Origin of the sequence: Flavobacterium calami (assembly GCF_038290035.1) — a bacterium.
GTDB classification, from domain to species: domain Bacteria; phylum Bacteroidota; class Bacteroidia; order Flavobacteriales; family Flavobacteriaceae; genus Flavobacterium; species Flavobacterium calami.
In genome coordinates this window covers 15,316-37,823 of the sequence record NZ_JBBYHS010000021.1, presented here as the reverse complement: position 1 = coordinate 37,823, position 22,508 = coordinate 15,316, and the positions used below count along the sequence as shown (strand labels likewise).

Here is a 22,508-nt window from a genome sequence, read left to right as displayed (position 1 = left end):
AACCATATAAGTGATATAAGTTCATTTAACTTTACATTGCATATTAAGTAAAGTAAAACACTAAAACTTAAATCACTTATATACTTTAATTTTTATTTAAAACCCTGCGAACTTTGCGTAAACTTTTGCGAACTTTGCCGTTAAATAAAAAAAGTTGAATACTAAAATCTCCATAACAGCATTTTCGTCTATTTCTCCATTAGGAAATAATCCTGAAGAAGTCTGGAAAAAATACCTTAACGATCAACATTGCTTTTCGCAGCAATTCTTAGATCAGCAGGAAACTTCTGTCGCAGCACTTGAAGCTGAATCCAAACAAATTATAGCTGAAGTTCGTGAATCAGATCCTAAATATAAATTTCTGGACGATTCTGTTTTGTTTGCTTTGGCGGCTTCCCGAAAAGCTGTTAAACAGGCAGGCTGGAAATCAGGAGATACATTCGGAATCAACATTGGCTCATCGCGTGGGGCAACCGATTTATTCGAAAAACATTATAAAGAATATATTGAGACCGGAAAAGCGCAAACTCTCGCCTCGCCTACCACTACTTTAGGAAACATTTCTTCCTGGATTGCCCACGATTTACAAAGTACAGGCCCTGAAATTTCGCATTCTATTACCTGTTCAACAGCACTTCATGCAATATTAAATGGTGTTGCATGGCTAAAATCAGGAATGGCCGATAAGTTTTTAGTCGGCGGAAGTGAAGCTCCGTTAACCGATTTTACAATTGCACAGATGCGGGCTTTAAAAATATATTCGCGAATTAATCAAACAGAGGAAGCATGGCCAAATCTCGCTTTTGACTTTGATAAAACGCAAAACACCATGATTTTAGGCGAAGCTGGCGGTGTATGTTGTATTGAAGCTGGCGACTCACCCAATGCAATAGCCTATATAACCGGTGTTGGATATGCAACTGAAATTCTGGAACATAATATTTCGATTTCTGCAGAAGCAGACTGCTTTCAGAAATCGATGAAAATGGCTTTAAAAGAAACCGATTTAAAAGAGGTAGACGTAATCGTCATGCACGCACCCGGCACCATAAAAGGCGATCTGACCGAACTACGTGCAATTGAAAAAGTTTTCGGAACAAATATACCATTGCTCACTACCAATAAATGGAAGATCGGCCACACTTTTGGTGCTTCAGGAATTTTGAGTTTAGAACTGGCTCTTTTGATGATCCAGCATGATAAATTTATCAATGTTCCCTTTGCAAAAACTCAAAATCAAACTAAAATCATAAAAAAGGTATTAATCAATGCCGTTGGTTTTGGAGGAAATGCCGTTAGTATTTTAATTGAAAAAGCCTGATTTATAGCGACCTGCTAAATACTAAATAATTAAGGGCAGACACAAAATTTGGCCTTCTTTTCTGACTCCTGTTTTGCATTTTTAGACATTTGTCACCTGGTTTGAATTCTTAAAAACATCTCCTTTTTAACTTTTTTTTACTTTTCTTGATAAAAAAACAAACTTTTTTTTTAAAAATAAAAAATAAAAAACATTAAATAATGTCGTCATATTAAATATTACAATTAAAAAAGATTCATAAGTATTTTTTTTTTACTTTTAGTAAACCCCAAAACTATTGTATTCAACTTCAGTAAGTTATTGTTCTATTATTAAAACAAAATCAAAACATAGACTTATGAAAAAGAGATTACGCAATATTTTTTTTATGCTGCTCATTATTCAAAATGCAGGGTATGCCCAGTTAAGCGGAAATTACATTATTAGTACCTCTTCTCCAGACGGACCAAATTTTAATACATTATTTTCTGCAATTGCTTATGTAACCGCTGTTGGGGTAAATGGTCCTGTTACTTTTTTAATAGATGAAAATCAAACCGGAATTGCAAGTTCTATAACTATTGGACCAATCTCAGGATCCAGCGCAACAAACACCTTAACGATAAAACCAAACGATGGTAAAAATATCACTATTGAAGGAGCTATTGGTGGTTCTATAGGATCGACAAAAGGACTTATTGAACTGGACAATGCCTCCTATATCATTTTGGAAGGCAACAATACAGTTAGTGATAACAATTTGACAATTTACAATTCTTACAACATAAATGACTGGGCACACAGCGGGGCTATTTGGATAAAAAACGGCACTAATCATTGCACTATACAAAATTTAACATTAAGAACAACAAACCGCACCATAGGCACAGGAGATTATTTTTTTGCTGCAGGAATTTATGCAGGTGCAGAAATAACCTCAACTCCTCCTGCCTATACTGATCCTACACATACCGACAATATAAATGTACATAATGTCTCCTTTTGGGATACCAAAAACCCTCTGTATGTTAATGGTGATAGTACAACCAGTAACTGGAATATAACAAATTGTACCATATCTAATTTGGGGCCAATTGGCCTGCAGCCTGTTTTTGGAATAGTTTTATTTAATATAAATAATTATACTATTTCAAAAAACACTATCGCTAATGTTGAAAAAACAACAAACAATACTATTGCTGCCTGCGGAATTTCTATTAGAGGTACTTCTTCTAACGGAATAATATCAGATAATACTATTTACAATATCAGGAATGATGTAGAAAACAACAGTAGTTATTCCGCTGGAATTAATATTTTCCCTGCCGGAGGAGGAAGTGGTGGTGTTAGTATTTACAATAATATGATTAGCGAAATTACGAATGCAGCAAATTTAGACAACAACGACTTTAACTATCATAATAAAGGGCATGGAATCATTATTAGAGGTTCAAATTCAAGTCCGATTGCGAATGGCGGCAATATAAACATCTGGCACAATAGCATTTCTATTAATACTATCTTAAATGGAGGAAGAGATGCATGTTTATACGTAGAAGAATACAGCAACAGCACGCTAGATATCCGGAATAATATTTTTATCAATAACTCTCCGAATGGCACACAATACTCTATACTTATTCCCGGGACAAACTTACCTACAATAAGCCGGATGAATTACAACACACATTACGTCAACTCCTTTTCTCCGGGTTATTTTAGAGCCAGATTTGGCGGAAGTGAAAGCAATGATAGTACTAATCCTGTCAGTTGGCATACTGCAACAGGAGATCCGGAAACTAATGCGGAAAATGTTTTAAACCCGAACTTTGTTTCTAATATCGATTTACATTTACAAAATATAGCAACTAATGGAGATTTATCTCTTGGAAATTCTCTGATCCCTCCAGTAAACACTGATATAGATGGAGACACAAGAACAAAACCCTATCGGGGTGCTGACGAAGCTAATATATGCTTTCAAAACGCAATCTGGAATGGTACTGCATGGAGTATTACACCACAAAGCGATTCAAATTTAATTTTCGAAGGAGATTACAGTGAAAACACTGATATTTCTGGCTGTAACTGTACCGTAAACTCTCCCGCTAATGTTATAATTCCTGATAACAAAACGATGACCATTCAGGATAAGGTTACTGTAAATGCAGGTGGTACATTGACATTTGAAAACAACGCAAGTTTGTTGCAAATAAATGATATTGCCAACACAGGTGATATTATTTACAAACGCATTACTAAACCAATGGAAAATTTTGATTACACCTATTGGTCATCACCGGTTGAAGGACAAACCACTTTTGATTTATCGCCAAATACACTCTGGGACAAATATCACGCATGGCAAAATCAAGACTGGATATTGCACACCGGTGTCATGGAAAAAGGTGTTGGATATATAATCCGAACCCCAAAAGAAGGTGTATGGCCCGCTCCTTATCCTGAAACCGTTGTTTTCCCTTATTCGCAACAGGTTCAGTTTATTGGAACACCTAATAACGGAAATGTTTTTGCAGAAACTACAGAAACCGATAAGTATTATTTGGTTGGAAATCCTTATCCTTCAGCAATTGATGCAGATCTTTTTATAGATGCCAACACTAATCTTGAAGGTGTTTTATATTTCTGGACTCATTATACCCCCATTGCTCCCAGTGGAAATAAATATGTGTATACTTCTAATGACTATGCTGTCTATAGTTTGGTAGGCGGAACGGCAACACGCGGAAACTTTGTAGACGCTAACAATAACGGTATTGCAGATCCTGGTGAAATTGTATCGGTTAATGAGCCTCTTGGAAAAATAGCTGCAGGTCAGTCTTTCTTTGCAAAAGGATCAGGAACAGGTATAATAACTTTTAGCAACAGCATGCGAATCAAAGGCGAAAATAGTCAGTTTTTTAAATTTGCCAAAAAAACCGAATCTGCAGAAAAAAGCAGGATATGGCTAAATTTAACAAACACAGAAGGAGCCTTTAAACAAATTTTACTTGGTTATGTGGAACATGCAACCAATGATTACGATCCGAAATATGATGGAACAAGTTTTAACGGAAATCAATTTATTGACTTTTACAGTATCAATCAAGGTAAAAAATATGCAATTCAGGGACGTGCTGTTCCTTTTAATGAAAATGATGAAATTCCATTAGGATACTCTGCCAATAGCGCCGGTGAATTCACGATTTCGATTGATCGGGTTGACGGAATTTTAAATACTAAAAATGTGTATTTAGAAGATAAAACAACCGGAACTCTTTTTGATTTGAAAAACCGGGTTTATACTTTTAACACTACTGTGGGGACATTTGATGATCGTTTTGTATTAAAATATATAAACCAGACATTAGGAAACGAAAATCCAGAAAAAGAAAACAACGTTGTGACCGTTTCTGTAAAAAACAGCATTATTACTGTAGCAGCACCAGATGAAACTATAGACACTATAATAATTTATAATCTGGAGGGTAAAAAAATATTCAGTAAAAAGAATATAAATCTTACTCATTTTGAAATTAAAAACTTTAGCAATCAAAACCAGGTATTATTCGTTAAAATAGAAACCAAAAACAAACAACAGTTTACCAAAAAAATACTCTTTTAACTCAATAAAAAAACCCGGAGCTTAATAGTTCCGGGCTTTATTTGAATTTGATTTCTTTAGCTTAGTTGATACTGTTCAGCATGTCGGCTATTTCATCTAATCTTGGTGTTAAGATGATCTCGATTCTACGGTTTTTAGCTTTTCCTTCTGGAGTTGCATTGCTTGCCAAAGGAGAAAATTCGCTACGCCCTGCAGCCGTTAATTTTTGTTTATTGATTTTAGCATTTTCGCTCAAAATAGCCACAATTGCAGTTGCTCTTTTGGTAGACAAATCCCAGTTGTTGGCGATTGGTCCTGAACCTGCATAAGGATCATCATCTGTATGTCCTTCGATTAAAACAGAAAGATCCGGATTGTCTCCCAATACTTTTCCTAACTCTACAACTGCTTTTCTACCCTCAGAACCCACTGCCCAGCTTCCTGAATTGAAAAGTAATTTGTTTTCCATAGAAACATATACTTTTCCGTTTTTCTGTTCTACTGTCAGTCCTTTTCCTTCAAAACCATTCAAAGCTTTAGACAACGTTTCTTTCAGCTTTCTCATCGCCTCTTCTTTCGCGGCAATCATAGCTTCTAATTCATTCAGACGGCTTGCGGTTTTATCCAGACGAGCCTGCTCTTCTGCCAGTTTTTTTGATTTTGCTTCTAATTCTGCCAGCAAATCACGGTTTTTATTCATATTTTTCTCTAAGGCATCGTTACTGTTTTTCTCCAGTGCATTATAGGAATCCTGTAAAACTTTGAATTTATTTTGTGCTGTGGCCAGATCTGCTTTTTGTTTGTCAAGTTCTGCTTTTGTACTATTTAAATCTTTGGTTAATTTGTCACGGTCTAATTCTAACTGATTTTTGGCTTTTTTTAGTTCACTGTTTTCATCAGCAATAGAACGATTTTCTTTTTTTAAATCTGAATATTTTGTTTCCAGATCGTTGTATATTTTTTTGGAAACGCAAGATGTTGAAAGTGCTAAAACCAGCAATCCCAGTGAGGCTTTTTTAATCATTTTTATGGTATTTATAATTAGGTTATTATTCTTTAAATATTCTTTTTACCGTGAAGCCCTAGCCCTGATTGAAACGGAAATCCTTTGTGTTTTTTCTTTAAAAACACAAAGATTGCAGTGGAAAGCAGGAAACAGCTCCTTATTTTTAGCATTAAAGCCTTCGACTCCGCTCAGGATGACAATTATTTTGACTTAGAACTGGGCTTTGTGTAACAATAACAATACCAAAATTATTCGATTTCGACTAAAACCGGGCAATGGTCTGAATGTATGGCATCCGGAAGAATAACGGCACGTCTGAGTCTGTGTTCAAGAGGTTGGCTTACCAGATTGTAATCGATACGCCAGCCTTTATTATTTCCTCTAGCTCCTGCACGGTAACTCCACCATGTGTAATGATGCGGATCTTTGTTGAAATGACGGAAACTGTCAATAAACCCCGTTTTCATAAAAGCATCTAACCAGGCGCGTTCAGCAGGCAAAAATCCGGAAACGGTTTTGTTGCGAACCGGGTCGTGAATATCAATCGCTTCGTGACAAATATTATAATCACCGCAAATGATGATGTTAGGAATCGTTAACCTTAATTCATTGATGTAGGTCTGAAAATCATCCATATACATGAATTTATGATCTAATCTTTCAATATTGGTTCCCGATGGAAGATACAGACTCATTACAGAAACGTCTTCAAAATCGGCGCGAAGGTTTCGTCCCTCGAAATCCATGTGATGAATTCCGGTCCCGTAAACTACTTTTTGAGGTTCAATTTTAGATAAAATGGCTACTCCGCTATATCCTTTTTTGGTTGCCGGATAATAATATTGATACGGATAGCCCGCTGCCGTAATATCCTCTGTCGGAATCTGATCCTGACTAGCCTTAATTTCCTGAAGACAAATAACATCCGGATTAGCCTGCTGAAGCCAATTTATAAATCCTTTTGAAATAGCAGCGCGTATTCCGTTTACATTATAAGAAATAATTTTCATGCGATTTTTTTAGATATCCAAAAGTAATAAAAATGCGGAAAGTTTGCATAACAAACGCTAAAAGTAGAGTTTTTTGTTATCTTTGTTCGCTGTTCTAATAAATTAAAAAAGTACATGGGTTTAGTTACCGCGAAAGAAGTTGCAAAGGCAATAAATGTTGATAAGTACGGAGTTTTTGGTACTTTTTCAGGGTGGATTCTCATGAAGGTTCTTAAAATCTCTACCCTTAATAAAATTTACGATCACAATAAACATTTAGAGGATGTTGCGTTTCTAAACGGAATTTTGGATGAGATGGAAATCAAATTTGAAATCCCTGAAGAAGATTTAAAACGTCTGCCTAAAGATGGCGCTTACATTACCATTTCAAATCACCCTCTTGGAGGAATTGATGGTATTTTATTATTGAAATTAATGCTTGAAAGAGAGCCGAATTTCAAGATTATTGCCAACTTTTTATTGCACAGAATTGTTCCGCTTAAGAAATACATTATGCCTGTAAATCCTTTCGAAAATCATAAGGATGCTAAATCAAGCGTGGTTGGAATTAAGGAAACACTGCGTCATTTAAGTGACGGAAAGCCTTTGGGAATTTTCCCTGCCGGGGAAGTTTCGACTTACAAAGACGGAAAATTAGTTGTAGATAAACCTTGGGAAGAAGGTGCTTTGAAACTGATCAGAAAAGCAAAAGTTCCGGTTGTACCGATTTATTTTCATGCCAAAAACAGTAAATTATTTTATTGGCTTTCTAAAATTGATGACACTTTACGTACTGCCAAATTACCATCTGAACTGCTTACCCAAAAAGACCGTGTGATTAAAGTTCGTATTGGAAAACCAATTTCGGTAAACGAACAAAACGAAATAGAATCTTTTGAAGAATACTCAGAGTTTTTAAGAAAGAAAACCTATATGCTCGCCAATCCTTTTGAAAAGGACAGCAAATTACTGGATCCTGCCAATTTAAAAATTCCGAAAGCACCCAAAAAAATCGTTACGCCTGCCAACGAATCCAAAATGATTGATGAAGTGCAGGAACTAAGAAACAGTGACTGCCGCTTGTTACAAAGCAAAAACTATGAAGTCTTTTTTGCAAGGGCAAAATCAATTCCGAATATTCTGCATGAAATTGGACGTTTACGTGAGATTACTTTCCGTGAAGTTGGTGAAGGAACTAACGAATCTATTGACTTAGACCAGTTTGACCAGTATTATCACCACATGTTTTTATGGGATGAGGATACTAAAAAAATTGCCGGTGCCTACCGAATGGGATTAGGCTCTGAAATTTATCCAAAATACGGAATTGAAGGATTTTACCTGAATGATCTTTTTAGGTTTGAACCTGAATTGCACGATATGATGCACAAATCAATCGAAATGGGCCGCGCCTTTATCGTTAAAGAATACCAGCAAAAACCAATGCCGCTATTCTTACTATGGAAAGGAATTATTCATACAACTTTGCGTTATCCTGAACATAAATATTTGCTGGGTGGTGTAAGTATCAGCAATCAGTTCTCTGACTTCTCCAAATCGTTAATGATAGAGTTTATGAAGTCAAATTATTATGACCCTTATATCGCACAATATATTCACCCGAAAAAGGCTTACAAAGTAAAACTGAAAGACGCTGATAAAGATTTTATCTTCGATGAAGCCGAATCAGACCTGAACAAATTTGATAAAATCATTGATGAACTGGAACCCGGAAATTTGCGTTTGCCTGTTCTGATTAAAAAATACATCAAACAAAACGCACGTGTAGTAGCTTTTAATGTGGATCCTTTGTTTAACAATGCTATTGACGGTTTAATGTATATCAGGATTGCAGATATCCCTGAAAGCACTATGAAACCGGTTATTGAAGAGTTTCAGATAGAATTGGAACGTAAATTATCTGAAAAGGAAGATATTAGTTAAGAAACTATAAAAAGAAAACCCATTTCGTTTGAAATGGGTTTTTTTATGTTTTAGAACCAGCCTTTTTTACCTACCTGATAAGTTTGATAAAAGTCTTCGTCTGTTTTGACAAGATAGATAATTCCTTCTATAAGCCCTATTAATCCTCCTAGTCCACATGCAAGATTAAGCAATATCTGAATTATTCCTTCTTTGGTATAACCTAAATAGAATTTATGAATTCCCAGATACCCTACTAAAATACCTAAAATACCTGCGACAATCTTCTTGTTTTCTTCTCTTCGAACCGGAGGATTATTCCAGTGTTCGGTTGGTCTAGTAGTTTCCATTTTTATATGTTTTAGTTACGCATCAACTTTTCCAATTTCACTAATTTCGTCAAAATCATTTTTAGGATCTGGTCCGTAAGCATTTGTTCCCTGGTCACCATCTGTACAAGCTAAAACTAATAACCAAATAGCGCCTATAATAGGAATCAATATAATCAACATAAACCAGCCACTTTTACCTACATCATGTAAACGTCTTACCCCTACACTGATACTTGGCAATATAACCAACAAACTATATAAACCACTTATTATTCCTGTTTCAGCAATTCCAAATGTTGTTCCAAGGATTTTATCTATAATCGTCAAAATGATTGATATTATTCCACTTGCTAATGCAAAATACCAATATTCGCTTCTTCTTGCACGCCCATTAAAATTTACATAATTTTCAAAAACTACTTTTTTGTACCATTCAATCATAATAATATTTTTTAGTTAATTAAAGCCTACTCTTTTGAGGATTTTCGGTTTCTCCCTTTTTAAAATTTTGTTAAATTTAACAACAATATTAAAAAAAAATAACTTTAAAAACTAATTTTCTCGCGAGGGTTTACAGAAAAACCCTGTTATTAAATTGTGAATTAGAATTGTTATTTTGAGTAAAGGGCTTTAATCTTATCCACTATAACCTGAGCCAGTCTCTCGTGGCTTTCAAATGTCCAGCCGGCAATATGAGGTGTCAGTATTACTTTTCTACCATCCAGTAAATATTGAAAGGCTTCTGGAGTATTTTTTTCTTTAAAAAGTGTTTCAAAAGATAATTTCTCATATTCCAGAACATCCAGACCTGCCCCTAAAACCTTCCCAGACTTTATTGCTTCGACCAAATCTGCCGTGACAATGTTTTTTCCACGGGAAGTATTTATGATCCAAATTGGTTTTGCAAATGCATTAATGAAATTCAAGTCGATCATTTTGTCGGTTTCAGGTGTCCACGGAATATGCAGGCTCAGAACATCTGTTTTTTGTTGTAAATCCTGCAATGAAACCTGTTTTGCGTTTTCATCTCCCATATTATCCACAATGTCGTAGCACAAAACTTCAACATCAAATCCGCGGAGTTTTTTAGCAAAGGCTTTCCCCATATTACCATAACCTATGATACCTACCGTTTTTCCGTCAAGTTCATACCCACGGTTGCTTTCCCGGTTCCATTCTCCTAAACGAATTTCACTATCTGCCTGGTTCAGTTTATTAAAAAGGGACAAAATCATTCCCAAAGTATGTTCTGCAACAGCGTTGCAATTCCCTTCCGGAGCCGCAATCAGATTGATATCCTTGTCCAGAGCATAGTCACAATCAATACTTTCAAGTCCAGCTCCTACTCTGGCAATAAACTGAAGATTGACTGCTTTATCTAAAAATGTTTTGTCAATTTTAAAACGGCTTCGAATTACAATTCCGTTATAATCCTGAATTTTTGCTTCGATTTCCTCTTTTGAAGAAGTAAAATCGGCATGATTTTCAAAACCCGCTTCTTCTAATTGTTGCCAAAGAATTGGATGATTACTGTCAATATGTAGAATTTTTATGCTCATTATTTTAAATTTAGATAAACAAAAATACAGTTTATTCTTTTATTTCTGAATCCAGTTTATATCAAACAAACACTACGGCTTTTTATTGGGCTATTTTTTTTAACTTTGAAAATATCACTGCTGAAAACTTCAAAGACATTAAATTGGTATCAGCATAACTTCTCTCAAATGAAATTAACCAAAACTTTTAAAGCCTTTTTAGAAAACAAAAAATCGGGAGGTTTGTTATTGCTTTTTGTTACAATATTATCACTTACCCTCGCCAACTCCTCATTTCAGGTACCCTATATCGCAATATGGGAAAAAGATCTTGGAGGACATTCCATTACCCACTGGATTAATGATGGTTTAATGACAATTTTCTTCTTACTTATCGGATTAGAACTGGAACGCGAAATTTATCATGGTGAATTGTCCAACATCAAAAATGCCGCCTTGCCTATCATGGGAGCGCTTGGGGGTATGTTTGTTCCGGCTGCATTGTTTTTGGCCTTAAATTTCGGAACAATCACCCAGAGTGGCGCCGGAATACCAATGGCTACAGATATTGCTTTCGCTATCGGAATCTTATCGCTTTTAGGAAATAAGGTGCCTGCATCTTTAAAAGTATTCCTAACGGCACTCGCTGTTATTGACGATCTTGGCGCCATTATTGTAATTGCCGTTTTTTATACTTCCTCTATTGTTTTTGTAAACCTTGCCATTGCCCTGGGAATTTGGGGAATATTATTTGTTTTAAACAGAATGAAAATTCACAACCTCATTCCGTATCTGATTGGTGGTATTTTAATGTGGTATTTTATGCTAAATTCTGGCGTTCATGCTACTATTACAGGGGTTATACTGGCATTTGTAATTCCGTTTGGTGATGGTAGCGAAACATCCTTATCCTATAAATTACAGCACTTTTTACATAAACCTGTTTCTTTCCTAATTTTGCCTCTATTCGCCATTGCAAATACATGTCTGGTTATTGGATCTGACTGGCATGAAGGTTTGAATCATCCTAATACATTGGGAATTATTTTAGGACTGGTTGTTGGTAAGCCTTTAGGTATTTTGCTTTTTTCTTATATTGGAGTAAATGCCGGTTTTTCTTCTTTACCAAAAAAAATAAAATGGAATCATATTTTAGGTGCCGGAATGTTGGGTGGAATTGGTTTTACGATGTCTATTTTCATCACTCTTTTAGCATTTAAAGATTCTGAAATAATAATTTTTTCTAAAATAGCCATTCTGATTGCTTCGGCTCTGTCAGGAATCTTTGGATTTGTTTATTTAAAGTATATTTTAGAGAAGAAGAACATTTAAATTCTAATATAGAAATTCCAAATTCCAATTATTCCAGAATATTGCCATTCTTGGCGTAAGAAGAAATGACATATAGGTATAAAAACAAAAAATTCCAAATCCCATTGAAAAATGGAATTTGGAATTTGGAATTTCAAAAATTTGATATTTTTATTTTAAAAGCCCTTTGATCTGTTTCAAAGAAGTTTTGATTCCTTTGATTAAAGACGAACTGAAACCATTGTGCTCCATTTCGTTCAAACCGACAATAGTACAACCCTGAGGCGTTGTAACACGGTCAATTAATTGTTCCGGATGCACTTTTTCATCCAGCAACATTTTTGCAGCCCCTTTTACAGTTTGTGCTGCAATGGCCAAAGCTGTCTCAGAGTCAAACCCTATTTCGATTCCGGCCTGCATCGAAGCGCGAATATATCTTAAAGCATAAGCTGTTCCGCAAGCACCCAAAACCGTTGCCGCATCCATTAGTTTTTCGTCAATAACCGGAGCAGTTCCTAAGTCCTGAAACAAATCTACGATTGGCAAGGCTTTCTCTCTGTCTTTTTCAGGAAACGAAATACAAGTAGCTGATTCGCCAAATTGTGCTGCAATATTAGGCATAATTCTCACCACGGGATATTCATTATTCGTTTTTGCCTGAAGCATTTCCAAAGACAAACCACTCACAGCAGACGCAATAGTTTTTCCTGATATCACTGGCAAAATCTCCCCCAGAACAGTATCTACCTGATACGGTTTAACAGTCAGAATTACCACATCAGCTTCCTGAATATTATGTTTGTTATCAGATGAAACCGTAATTCCTAACTCTGTTAAATACTGAATACTCGCAGTGTTTCTTCTGGTAACGGTAACCTGATTGTTTTTAGAAAATTTTGCAATTCCAACGGCAACAGAAACCCCCAGATTTCCTCCTCCAATAATATGTACTTTCATGCTTATTTATTGCTGATTAATAGCGTATTTTTTAAGCCACAAATTACACAGATTTTTATAACCTTAAATCACTGCAATCTGCTAATTTGTTGGAAAAATTAAAAACCAAGAATCAATTTGGCAACTCCAAAATAGAGCATAATTCCAAAAACATCATTGGTCGTAGTGATAAATGGCCCTGTAGCGATAGCCGGATCAATTTTGTTTTTATGTAAAAAAAGCGGTACCAGAGTTCCTAAGGTTGCGGCAAATAATATCACTACAATCATCGAAATTGAAATGGCAAGTCCAACTAAATATTGTTGGTACATAATTGAATGGTACCCCAGAAGAAGCAATGAAATAATACTTCCGGATATCATAGAAACAGTAATTTCTTTACTAAAGTATCCTCTGCTAAAATCTTTCAAAGTACCATTTGCCAAACCCTGAACCACAATTGCTGATGCCTGAACACCAATATTTCCAGCCGTTGCCGAAAGCAGAGGTACAAAAATGATTAAAGTTGAATATTTTTGGAATGTCTGTTCATTTCCCTTCAAAACAAAAGAAGCCACGATTTCGATCACCATACCGATTAAAAGCCATGGCAAACGTGCTTTAGTCAATTCTAAAACACTGTCATTGGATTCTACGTCCTGCGTAATACCCGCAGCCAGCTGGTAATCTTTATCGGCTTCGTCTTTAATTACGTCTACAATATCATCAATTGTAATTCTTCCCACTAAACGTCCCAACTCATCCACAACCGGAATCGCTTCCAAATCGTATTTTTGCATGATACGGGCTACCTCAACATCTTCGGTATCAACGTTTACAAAATTCAGTTTTCGGATATAAACATCGCCAATTTGGGTTTTGGTTGAAGAAGTCAGTAAATCTTTAAGGGATAATCTTCCTTTTAAACGGTTTTCATCATCGACCACATAAATCGAATGTACTCTGGATACGTTTTCGGCCTGAATACGCATTTCTTTCACACAAGTGAGTACGTTCCAGTTTTCGTTTACTTTTACGAGCTCTTTCCCCATCAGACCACCTGCAGAATTTTCGTCGTAGCGCAACAAATCGACAATGTCTTTTGCATGTTCGACGTCAATTAATTCCGAGATTACCTCTGCTTTAATCTCCTGTGAAAGTTCGGCAATAATATCTGCCGCATCATTGGTTTCAAGCTCGTCAAGCTCTTCGGCGATTTCTTTTGGTGAAAGGCGGCTTAAGATATTCTCACGCAGGTCATCTTCTAATTCAAGAAGAATCTCAGCGGTTTTGTCACTGTCGAGAACCTTAAAAATATAGGTTGCGTCGTCAAAATCCAGTTCATCAAGGATTTCGGCGATATCAGCGTGGTGCAGATCGTTAAGTAAAACTTCAAGTTCTTTGTCGTTTTTCTGAACAATATGCTCTTCTAATTGCTGGATTAATTCTTTGCTAACTTTGAACTCCATCGGCTTCTATTTTTTGAGTCAGTTCAATAAATTCATCTACACTAAGTTGCTCAGGACGTTTATCAAAGATAACATCTTCCCGCAACTTATCGGTTAAATTTAATGTTTTCAAACTGTTACGTAATGTTTTTCGTCTTTGCTGAAAAGCCGTTTTTACCACCGTAAAAAATAACTTTTCACCGCACGGAAGGCTATAATCTTCCTTTCGGGTCATTTTCATCACACCCGATTTCACCTTGGGCGGAGGAATAAAAACATTTTCGTCTACAGTAAACAAATACTCAGTGTCATAGAAAGCCTGTGCCAGAACGGACAGTATCCCGTAAGTTTTTGATCCTTTTTTCTCGCAGATTCGCTCTGCAACTTCCTTTTGAAACATTCCTGAAAATTCCGGAATCTGATCTCTGAATTCTAATGTTCTGAAAACAATCTGAGAAGAGATATTATAAGGAAAGTTACCAATTATGGCGAACTGCTTGTTTTCGTAAACCTGGTTTATATTGTATTTCAGAAAGTCTTCTGAAATGATTCTATCTTTTAATTTTGGATAGTTAGCATCCAGATACGCTACAGATTCAGTATCAATCTCGATTACCCGGGTCGTAACTGGTTTGTCAAGTAAATATTTAGTAAGCACACCCATCCCCGGTCCTATTTCTAAAACCTCATCGTAACCCTTTAAGCTTAGAGTATCGGCAATTGCTTTTGCTATACTTTCATCTTTAAGGAAGTGCTGTCCTAAATGTTTTTTGGCTTTTACTTTTTCCATTTTCTTTCTTGTTTTGCCACGAGGGCGCAAAAGTATTCTTTTTGCAGCGAAGACTCAAAGGCTCAAAGCTTTATTTTTCAAACTTTTTGCTACAAGGCTCAAGTCAAAATCCTAATGTTCCGAAATAACCTCCAATTCAGTTCTGAAAGAAAGCATTTTATCAGCAAACAATTCAAGTGCTTCTCTGTCAAATTTCGGCTGATCTTCAAGATAATATTTTTCTAAAGTCGCTTTGCTGTCTGTAGTATACTGAACTGAATAGGTAATTCCGCCCATTTCTTCTTCTACCAAAACTTTTACAATTCGTGCTGAAGAAAATTTATCTGTAGCCAGAATTTCCGGAATATGTTTTTCCTGCATCCACTCTAACCATTGGTCATGAACGCTTTCGTGTATATTGGTGGTAACGTTGTAAATAATCATTTTTTCTTAGATTGTTAGATTGTTAGACTTCTAGATTGTTAGACATCTAATGATCTAACCTTCTAATAATCTAAAAAATCTATTTTTATAAATTCTTATCTCCTCTCAACTCGCGGTATTTTTTCCTCGCATCAACAAAATAAATACTATCCTGATGGTTAAAAATTACCTTTTCATACAAAGGTTTTGCCTTTTCTGTATCTTTCAGTTCGTCATTGTAAATTTCTGCCGAAAAGAACAGCGCTTCGTCTACGTAAATACCGTCGCTATGATGGTCAATCACTTGCTGATATTGGCTTAACGCCGAATTATAATCTTTCAGGCTTTCATATATTTTCCCTAAACGCAACATTGTTACAGCTTCGATTTCCTGCCCTTTGAAGGATTTTAGAATGTTCTGAAACTGCACGATTGCTTCCTGCTTTTTATTCTGATAAATTAAAAAATCACCTTTTGCAAATTGTTTCAAAGCAGTTTGTGTCGAATCGGCAACGGTGTTGTCATTGATCAGTAAAAAATATTCCAGAGCATCATTGGCTATCAGTTGTGTATTAGCCGACTTTAATTCTTTGAATTGTTTCAAAGCCCATTCAAAATCGGTTTTAAAATAACTTGTTTTGGCCGCTTTTAAACTCGCTTCGTGCGACATCATATCATTCTTTAAATCCAGCTGAATCTGCGAATAATAAATTAGCGCCTGATTGAATTTTTCTTCCAAAAGCAAAATATCACCGAGTTCCATTTTGGCATCTGCTTTCTGATACTCGTTTAAATTAAGTTCTAAAGCCTTTTTTATAACTGCCTTACCTTCCTCTGTCTTTTTTAAATTAAAAGCCAGAAAATGTGCCTGAATTATTTGCAAAGATAAGGTAAAAGGATTTATTCCATAGGTCGCAAGCAACTGTTGAAGTTCAGCAGTGATTATTGGATACTCTTTTTCCTGTGATTTATCGATTTTAATCTGCATCAAACTGGCATTAGTTGCAATCAGCAAGTCCTGGTCTTTGGTATTTTGCAAAATAAAATTTAAAATTTCAGAAGCGGTTTCAGTATCATCTTCATTGAGTGCAAACTGACTTAAATTTACAATACTGATTAAAGATTCAGGTTCACGTTTGTAAATCGCCTTTTCCTGAATAAAAGCCTTTCCAAATTCTCTTTGTTGTACATAAAACCAGCTCAGATAATGATTCCAGAATACATCCTGATTTTGTTGAGTTTTCAGGATTAAAGCTTTCCGCATCGCATCTTTAAAAGCGGTATTATCTGTTTCACCATTCATGAAACGTGATAATTGTGTCTGAATCAGATTTGTATTCTGTGGATTTGTAAAAGATTCAGTCAGCAACAGATCAATCATCAGATCTGTTTTTCCTAACTGCCCGTACAACATTCCGATCTGGAAATTAAAATTGTAATTCGGCTGAATCTGCATTGCAGTTTGATACGCTTTTAAAGCATATTCCAGCAATACTTTTTTCTCAAAAGAATTGGCAATTCCATAAACATCATTCGGATTGATTTTAATTTTTTCAATTGCCTGATCGTAATAATTTTTAGCTTTCGTTTCGTTTTTCTGCAATTGAAAGTTGTATCCCAATTCTACTAAAAAGACACCTTGCTTGTAGCGATTGTAACGTTCCTGAATAGCTTTTTCAGCATTAGTAAACTGCTGCAGCTGCTGGTAACAATCAATGGTTCTTAAAAAATATTGCGTATTTGAGGGTACACTTTTTAAAAGTTCTTCGTAACTGATTTTTGCTTTTTCAAAATCACCTTTATCATAATAATATTGAGCAAGCTGCTCATTTTGGCCAAACGCAAAACCAGAACAGAATAAAACGATATAAAGGAATATTTTTTTCATGTTTCCGTTTTAAAATTGAAGTTTCAATCGCAGTTTAAAAACCGAAATCGTTATGAAAATTTGATATTTTCTTTTTGTTTTGACTTCCAGAATATCAAACCCAAACCAATTAAAATAAACGGAATGCTTAAAATCTGTCCCATATTAATTAGCATATTGTTCTCAAAGGTTTCTTGGTTTTCTTTAAAAAACTCAATAATAAAACGAGCTGAGAATAATAAAGTTAAGAAACTTCCAAAGATTAATCCCTGTACATCCCTGATTTTTTCGATTTTGTACATATAAAACAAGATTCCAAAAATTAATAAATACGAAAAAGCCTCATATAACTGTGTTGGATGCCTCGGAATCAAATCATCAATTTGAAAAACGACGCCCCAATTTCCATTAGTTGGTTTGCCATAGATTTCCGAATTCATAAAATTACCCATTCTGATAAAAGCACCTGTTACAGGAACTGCAACTGCCATTTTATCTAAAAGTCCTAAAAATTGTACTTTGTATTTTCGGCAATATAAAATCATCGCAGTAATGACCCCAATCGAACCTCCGTGACTTGCAAGGCCTTGATAGCCCACAAATTGATACACGCCTTTTATTTTTTGAATCGGTAAAAGAATTTCTATAGGATGTTTGAAGAAATAGGCAGGTTCATAAAAGAAACAATGCCCAAGCCTTGCCCCTAAAACGGTTCCAACAATAACATAAATAAGTAAACTGTCGAGATTGTCTAACGAAAGATTTTCTTTTTTATAGATATTTCTAACGATATAAAACCCTAAAAGAAGCCCGCAGGCAAAAAGAGCTCCGTAATATTTTAAAGGAAAACTATCTGTTATCATGACAATAACAGGATCCACATTCCAATTTAATATTCCGTTTTTCATTGTTATGAGTTTTTAGTTTTCAGTCGCAGTCGCAGTTTTCAGTCCAGTATTTAACTGAGACCGAAAACTGCGACTGAAAACTAAAAAACTAGTTTATAATATCAAACCCGCAGTAAGGACGTAACACCTCAGGGATTACGATTCCTTCCGGCGTTTGGTAATTTTCTAAAATTCCGGCCAAAACACGTGGAAGCGCCAATGAACTTCCATTAAGTGTATGAGCCAGTTGATTTTTTCCGTCTTTGTCTTTGAAACGCAATTTCAAACGGTTTGCCTGAAATGTTTCGAAGTTAGAAACAGAACTAATCTCTAACCAGCGATCCTGAGCTGTAGAAAATACTTCAAAGTCATACGTCAATGCTGAAGTGAAACCCATATCGCCTCCGCAAAGACGTAAAATTCTGTATGGCAATTTCAATTCCTGCAAAATGCTTTTTACATGCTCTACCATTCCGTCAAGGGCTTCGTAAGATTTATCAGGATGTTCAACACGTACAATTTCTACTTTATCAAATTGGTGCAAACGGTTTAATCCTCGAACGTGAGCACCGTAAGACCCTGCTTCACGACGGAAACATGGCGTGTACGCTGTATGCAAAACCGGAAGGTCACTTTCGTTTAAGATAACATCACGGAACAAATTCGTAACTGGTACCTCAGCAGTCGGAATCAAATATAAATCGTCAATAGTCGAGTGGTACATTTGTCCTTCTTTATCCGGCAATTGTCCCGTTCCGAAACCCGAAGCTTCGTTTACCAAATGCGGCACCTGAACTTCATTGTACCCCGCAGCAGTATTTTTATCTAAAAAATAATTGATTAAAGCGCGCTGTAAACGGGCCCCTTTTCCTTTGTAAACCGGGAATCCTGCTCCTGTAATTTTTACACCCAGTTCAAAATCGATGATGTCGTATTTTTTTACCAGTTCCCAGTGAGGCTGTGCGCCTTCGTGTAAAACCGGAATATCTCCTTCTTCAAAAACATTCAGATTTTCTTCAGGTGTTTTTCCTTCAGGAACGATATCAGCAGGAAGATTGGGTAATGTGTATAATTTATTGGTCAGCTCAGCAGCTAAAGCTTCTGCTTTTTCACCTAATTCTTTACTTTTTTCTTTTAATGAAACCGTTTTTTCTTTTAAGATTGCCGCTTTGGCTTTCTCACCAGCCTTCATTAACTCGCCTATGTCTTTGGACAATTTATTAGATTCAGATAAAGTGTTGTCTAATTCTACCTGAGCTGCACGACGGTTTTCGTCTAATTGCACCACTTCTTCTACAACGCTTTTAGCATCGATATTTCGTTTTGCTAAAGCCTTGATTACTTTCTCCTGATTTTCTCTAATAAATGCGATTTGTAACATAGCTTGGTTTTTATAACTATTGTATTTTTTATAACGGAAGCAAATTTAAGGAAATGTTTCCTAAGATTACGACAAAGTTTTAGGGGAAAGAATGTATTTTAAAGGATGTTTGCGAAGTTGCACGAAGGTCACACAGAGATTCGCAAAGTTTTTTGTTAAGAAACTAAAATTTATAAATTCAAATCTTTAATTATAATCCAGAAACCTGTATCGGTCATCTTTCTTAAAAAAGTAAATCTGACCGTTATATTTTAGTCTTTCGCATTCCTTTTTCACCTTAAAAGTGGACTTTTCCGCAGTTCCGGTTTCCTCATCTGCCTCTACAGCCACTTCATACGAGAAATTTTTTGAAACAATTAAATCCAGAAAACCATTTCTTTCTTCATTAGACACTATTAAACCTGTTTCTAAGGTTTCCAATTCAAAAGAAGCTCTGCCATTTGAATCTCCCTGTGTTTTTCTGATTGGATATTCGTACAAAAGCTTTTTGATTTTATTATTTACTAATGCAATTATCGTAAATTTTTGCTGTGAATATAAACTGACACGGCTGCCAGAAGCTTCCTCGGTGTAAAAAGCAACTCCCTTTGTATTCTCGTTTAACGGAATTAAATCTTTAAGAATATAGGTTTTCGAAAAATGCATTCCTTCATTTTCATTATAGCTGAGATTAAAATCTGTTTCATGATCAATGATTTTTCCATCTGCTTTATTGACAAAAAGGTATTTTCTTTCGAAATAATCCCCCAAATCATACTCTTCTGCTTCTTGTCCGTGTTCCTCAGTATCAACTAAATAAGTGATGACAAAAAAGGTAATTTTATCATTATAAGTAACAGAAGTTGTTTCGTTGACTCTTACATCAGAATACCTGATATTTAGATTTTTAACTGCTTTTTTTAAGAGAGACAAATCCAGTTCTTCCGACAGTACAATGTTTTCGTTGTCTTTAAAAACAAGTTTTTCGGCTGGTTTTGGTTTTACATTTTCAGATCGCACATCTGCCACCAAAGCAGCCTTTTCATCAATGGCTTGTTTTTTATTTTTTTCGCAGGAGTTTAAAAATAAAAAAGTGCCGATGAGAATCAAGTAGGTTTTAATTTTCATTGCTTTTTGATTTTATTGTTAGGGGCTTTCAAATATAAAATATTCTTACTAAGCTTTTTAAACAAAACCTGTTAAATTGCTTTCTAAACTATTTATGCTCTGCTAACAAATCTTTTAATCCTTTGGCTTTTAAAAAAGCAGCAAAACGTCCGGACAACAATAACATTTCTCTTTCTTCGGGGGTTATTTTTAGTTTGGTTTCAACGTGCGAAGCAAATTCATATAAAATCAGGATGTTGGCAGCGGTTAATTCGCTAAACTTATCACGGGTCAAAGTGGCCAGAATTATTTCGCCGTCTTTATTGCGTGTAAAACTGAGTTCGCCAAACTGCTCTATTAAATCGTGCTTAAATTTGTCGTAAAATTTTAACCAATTATCATAATCATCATCTGTGTTTTTGAGTTCGGCGACTATTTTTTCATACGATTCATCCTTTTTTAAGGTCAGTAAATGATCGCGTAAAGTAGTAAAACCAATTATCTGATAATTTGAAGCGGGAATCTTATATCTTTCAAATGCATTTTCAATATCCCTTTCAAAAGTCATATATCGCGTCTGAACCGTGTACAAAGAAGTAGTTTCGAGCAATGAAATCAATTTAATTTTTTCATCAGTTATATAAGGTTCCTTTTTTCCCTGTCCCAGACAATCAATAAAAAGTGCTTTTTTATTTTTATCATTTACTTTAGAATCATTATGAAGCAGCTCTAGTAAAGTTTTATAACCCGTATTATCTGAGGCACCACCATCAACAATACACAATATTTTATCCTGGCCTTTAATTCCGAATTTAGTTTTTGGAAGTACACCCGGAAAGGCAGAACTCGCTGTTATACCGTATGTCAGCCGAAAATCATAACCGTCATTTACCTGATTTTCGTCTAAACAAATCGAAGCCTTATTGGGAGCCAGAGATGAATTTATATTCAAACCCCGGATAACATGAGGCATAAATGCAATTCGTTCTCCGTTATTATAAGCTGTTCCATTGGCCACCATCATAGGTAAATACGGAATTTGAGCGCTTCCCTTCGGAATAAAAAAATCAGACAAAAGCATTTGCGTTTTGCATTTATCGGGATTATCAGGATTGGCGCTGTCATATTGCAAAACTTCCAGATCCAATTGCTGGGTCATCGATATTTTATCACCTTTTTCGTTTTTGCTATTGTTCAGAAGTGATAAAATACTAGCCGATTTATTCACGTAATCTTTATAAGCATCAGCTTTGGAAAAATAAAAATCGTTAAAAGACTGATGATCCTGATAGAGTTTGTTTTTCAGAATTGTTAAATAATAACCCGCCGAATAACAGCCTCCTGAAACCGTCGAGAAATAATCGATTTCATTTAAAAAATTGCGCTGAGAATTGCCTTCTCTGATTTCTTCTAAGCCCAACAAAATGCCCATGCTAAAAAACTGAGCTCTGGAACCGCCACCGGAAATCGCAATTCCTAAGGCTATATTAGGATTTTGAAACTTTTTATCACGTTCCTGAACCGATTTATATTCATTTAAAGAAACAGGCGGAATCGAATTGTAGCTTATCTCAGAAAAAAGACTGATTTTATTTTGGGAAAATCCTAATTGACAAAATAAGATTAGGAATAATTGATAATATCTGTATTTCATTTGACTTTATTACTTAACTAAATCACTCACAGCGAAGTTACAGGAAACTGAAAT

Annotated in this window: 18 protein-coding genes; 4 read left to right on the top strand and 14 right to left on the bottom strand. The window is 35.4% G+C overall.

What is annotated here, in order from left to right; all coding sequences use genetic code 11:
- Positions 1-154 precede the first annotated feature (154 nt).
- Both AAEO57_RS17865 and AAEO57_RS17860 read left to right on the top strand, forming a co-directional pair.
- On the top strand, positions 155-1,321 hold the full coding sequence (locus AAEO57_RS17865; protein ID WP_341694400.1) for a beta-ketoacyl synthase N-terminal-like domain-containing protein: 1,167 nt from the start codon (positions 155-157) through the stop codon (positions 1,319-1,321).
- Positions 1,322-1,658: 337 nt separating this feature from the next.
- On the top strand, positions 1,659-4,925 hold the full coding sequence (locus tag AAEO57_RS17860; protein WP_341694399.1) for a T9SS sorting signal type C domain-containing protein: 3,267 nt from the start codon (positions 1,659-1,661) through the stop codon (positions 4,923-4,925).
- 61 nt (positions 4,926-4,986) lie between these two features.
- On the opposite strand, the gene AAEO57_RS17855 is transcribed toward AAEO57_RS17860, so the two are convergent.
- Positions 4,987-5,928 carry an OmpA family protein gene (locus AAEO57_RS17855; protein ID WP_341694398.1) on the bottom strand — a complete coding sequence of 314 codons (942 nt, stop codon included), beginning with the start codon at positions 5,926-5,928 and terminating at the stop codon, positions 4,987-4,989.
- A 230-nt stretch (positions 5,929-6,158) separates the two neighbouring features.
- A complete protein-coding gene (locus AAEO57_RS17850) occupies positions 6,159-6,920 on the bottom strand; it encodes an exodeoxyribonuclease III (protein WP_341694397.1) in 762 nt (253 codons plus the stop codon).
- Between the two features lie 114 nt (positions 6,921-7,034).
- Here AAEO57_RS17850 and AAEO57_RS17845 point away from each other — a divergent pair, with 114 nt between their 5' ends.
- On the top strand, positions 7,035-8,843 hold the full coding sequence (locus AAEO57_RS17845; RefSeq protein ID WP_341694396.1) for a GNAT family N-acyltransferase: 1,809 nt from the start codon (positions 7,035-7,037) through the stop codon (positions 8,841-8,843).
- Between the two features lie 50 nt (positions 8,844-8,893).
- Here the strand turns inward: AAEO57_RS17845 and AAEO57_RS17840 are convergent, their stop codons facing one another.
- From AAEO57_RS17840 to AAEO57_RS17830, 3 genes are all read right to left on the bottom strand, one after another.
- Complete coding sequence (locus tag AAEO57_RS17840; protein ID WP_341694395.1) at positions 8,894-9,172, bottom strand: TM2 domain-containing protein; 279 nt, start codon at positions 9,170-9,172, stop codon at positions 8,894-8,896.
- A 15-nt stretch (positions 9,173-9,187) separates the two neighbouring features.
- Positions 9,188-9,595 carry a DUF805 domain-containing protein gene (locus tag AAEO57_RS17835; protein WP_341694394.1) on the bottom strand — a complete coding sequence of 136 codons (408 nt, stop codon included), beginning with the start codon at positions 9,593-9,595 and terminating at the stop codon, positions 9,188-9,190.
- A gap of 170 nt (positions 9,596-9,765) precedes the next feature.
- Positions 9,766-10,713 carry a 2-hydroxyacid dehydrogenase gene (locus AAEO57_RS17830; RefSeq protein WP_341694393.1) on the bottom strand — a complete coding sequence of 316 codons (948 nt, stop codon included), beginning with the start codon at positions 10,711-10,713 and terminating at the stop codon, positions 9,766-9,768.
- 168 nt (positions 10,714-10,881) lie between these two features.
- Here AAEO57_RS17830 and nhaA point away from each other — a divergent pair, with 168 nt between their 5' ends.
- Positions 10,882-12,024, top strand: a complete 1,143-nt coding sequence (nhaA, locus tag AAEO57_RS17825; protein WP_341694392.1) for a Na+/H+ antiporter NhaA — start codon at positions 10,882-10,884, stop codon at positions 12,022-12,024.
- Positions 12,025-12,174: 150 nt separating this feature from the next.
- Here nhaA and proC read toward each other — a convergent pair whose 3' ends face one another.
- The 9 genes from proC to AAEO57_RS17780 all read right to left on the bottom strand — a co-directional run bounded on the left by proC (position 12,175) and on the right by AAEO57_RS17780 (position 22,454).
- Complete coding sequence (proC, locus tag AAEO57_RS17820; RefSeq protein WP_341694391.1) at positions 12,175-12,960, bottom strand: pyrroline-5-carboxylate reductase; 786 nt, start codon at positions 12,958-12,960, stop codon at positions 12,175-12,177.
- Positions 12,961-13,058: 98 nt separating this feature from the next.
- Positions 13,059-14,408 (bottom strand): magnesium transporter, encoded by a 1,350-nt coding sequence (gene mgtE / locus AAEO57_RS17815; RefSeq protein ID WP_341694390.1) that lies wholly within the window; start codon positions 14,406-14,408, stop codon positions 13,059-13,061.
- Positions 14,392-15,177, bottom strand: a complete 786-nt coding sequence (gene rsmA, locus AAEO57_RS17810) for a 16S rRNA (adenine(1518)-N(6)/adenine(1519)-N(6))-dimethyltransferase RsmA (protein WP_341694389.1) — start codon at positions 15,175-15,177, stop codon at positions 14,392-14,394. Before rsmA ends, mgtE begins: the two co-directional genes overlap by 17 nt.
- Positions 15,178-15,288: 111 nt before the next feature.
- The gene (locus AAEO57_RS17805) at positions 15,289-15,600 is read right to left on the bottom strand and encodes a DUF4286 family protein (protein ID WP_341694388.1); all 312 of its coding nucleotides are present in this window, start codon (positions 15,598-15,600) and stop codon (positions 15,289-15,291) included.
- An 85-nt stretch (positions 15,601-15,685) separates the two neighbouring features.
- Positions 15,686-17,467, bottom strand: a complete 1,782-nt coding sequence (locus AAEO57_RS17800) for a tetratricopeptide repeat protein (protein ID WP_341694387.1) — start codon at positions 17,465-17,467, stop codon at positions 15,686-15,688.
- Between the two features lie 50 nt (positions 17,468-17,517).
- Positions 17,518-18,354, bottom strand: a complete 837-nt coding sequence (gene lgt / locus AAEO57_RS17795) for a prolipoprotein diacylglyceryl transferase (protein ID WP_341694386.1) — start codon at positions 18,352-18,354, stop codon at positions 17,518-17,520.
- A gap of 88 nt (positions 18,355-18,442) precedes the next feature.
- Complete coding sequence (gene serS, locus AAEO57_RS17790) at positions 18,443-19,714, bottom strand: serine--tRNA ligase (RefSeq protein ID WP_341694385.1); 1,272 nt, start codon at positions 19,712-19,714, stop codon at positions 18,443-18,445.
- A 186-nt stretch (positions 19,715-19,900) separates the two neighbouring features.
- Positions 19,901-20,821 carry a hypothetical protein gene (locus tag AAEO57_RS17785; protein ID WP_341694384.1) on the bottom strand — a complete coding sequence of 307 codons (921 nt, stop codon included), beginning with the start codon at positions 20,819-20,821 and terminating at the stop codon, positions 19,901-19,903.
- Positions 20,822-20,909: 88 nt separating this feature from the next.
- Positions 20,910-22,454 carry a patatin-like phospholipase family protein gene (locus AAEO57_RS17780; protein ID WP_341694383.1) on the bottom strand — a complete coding sequence of 515 codons (1,545 nt, stop codon included), beginning with the start codon at positions 22,452-22,454 and terminating at the stop codon, positions 20,910-20,912.
- Between the last annotated feature and the right edge of the window lie 54 nt (positions 22,455-22,508).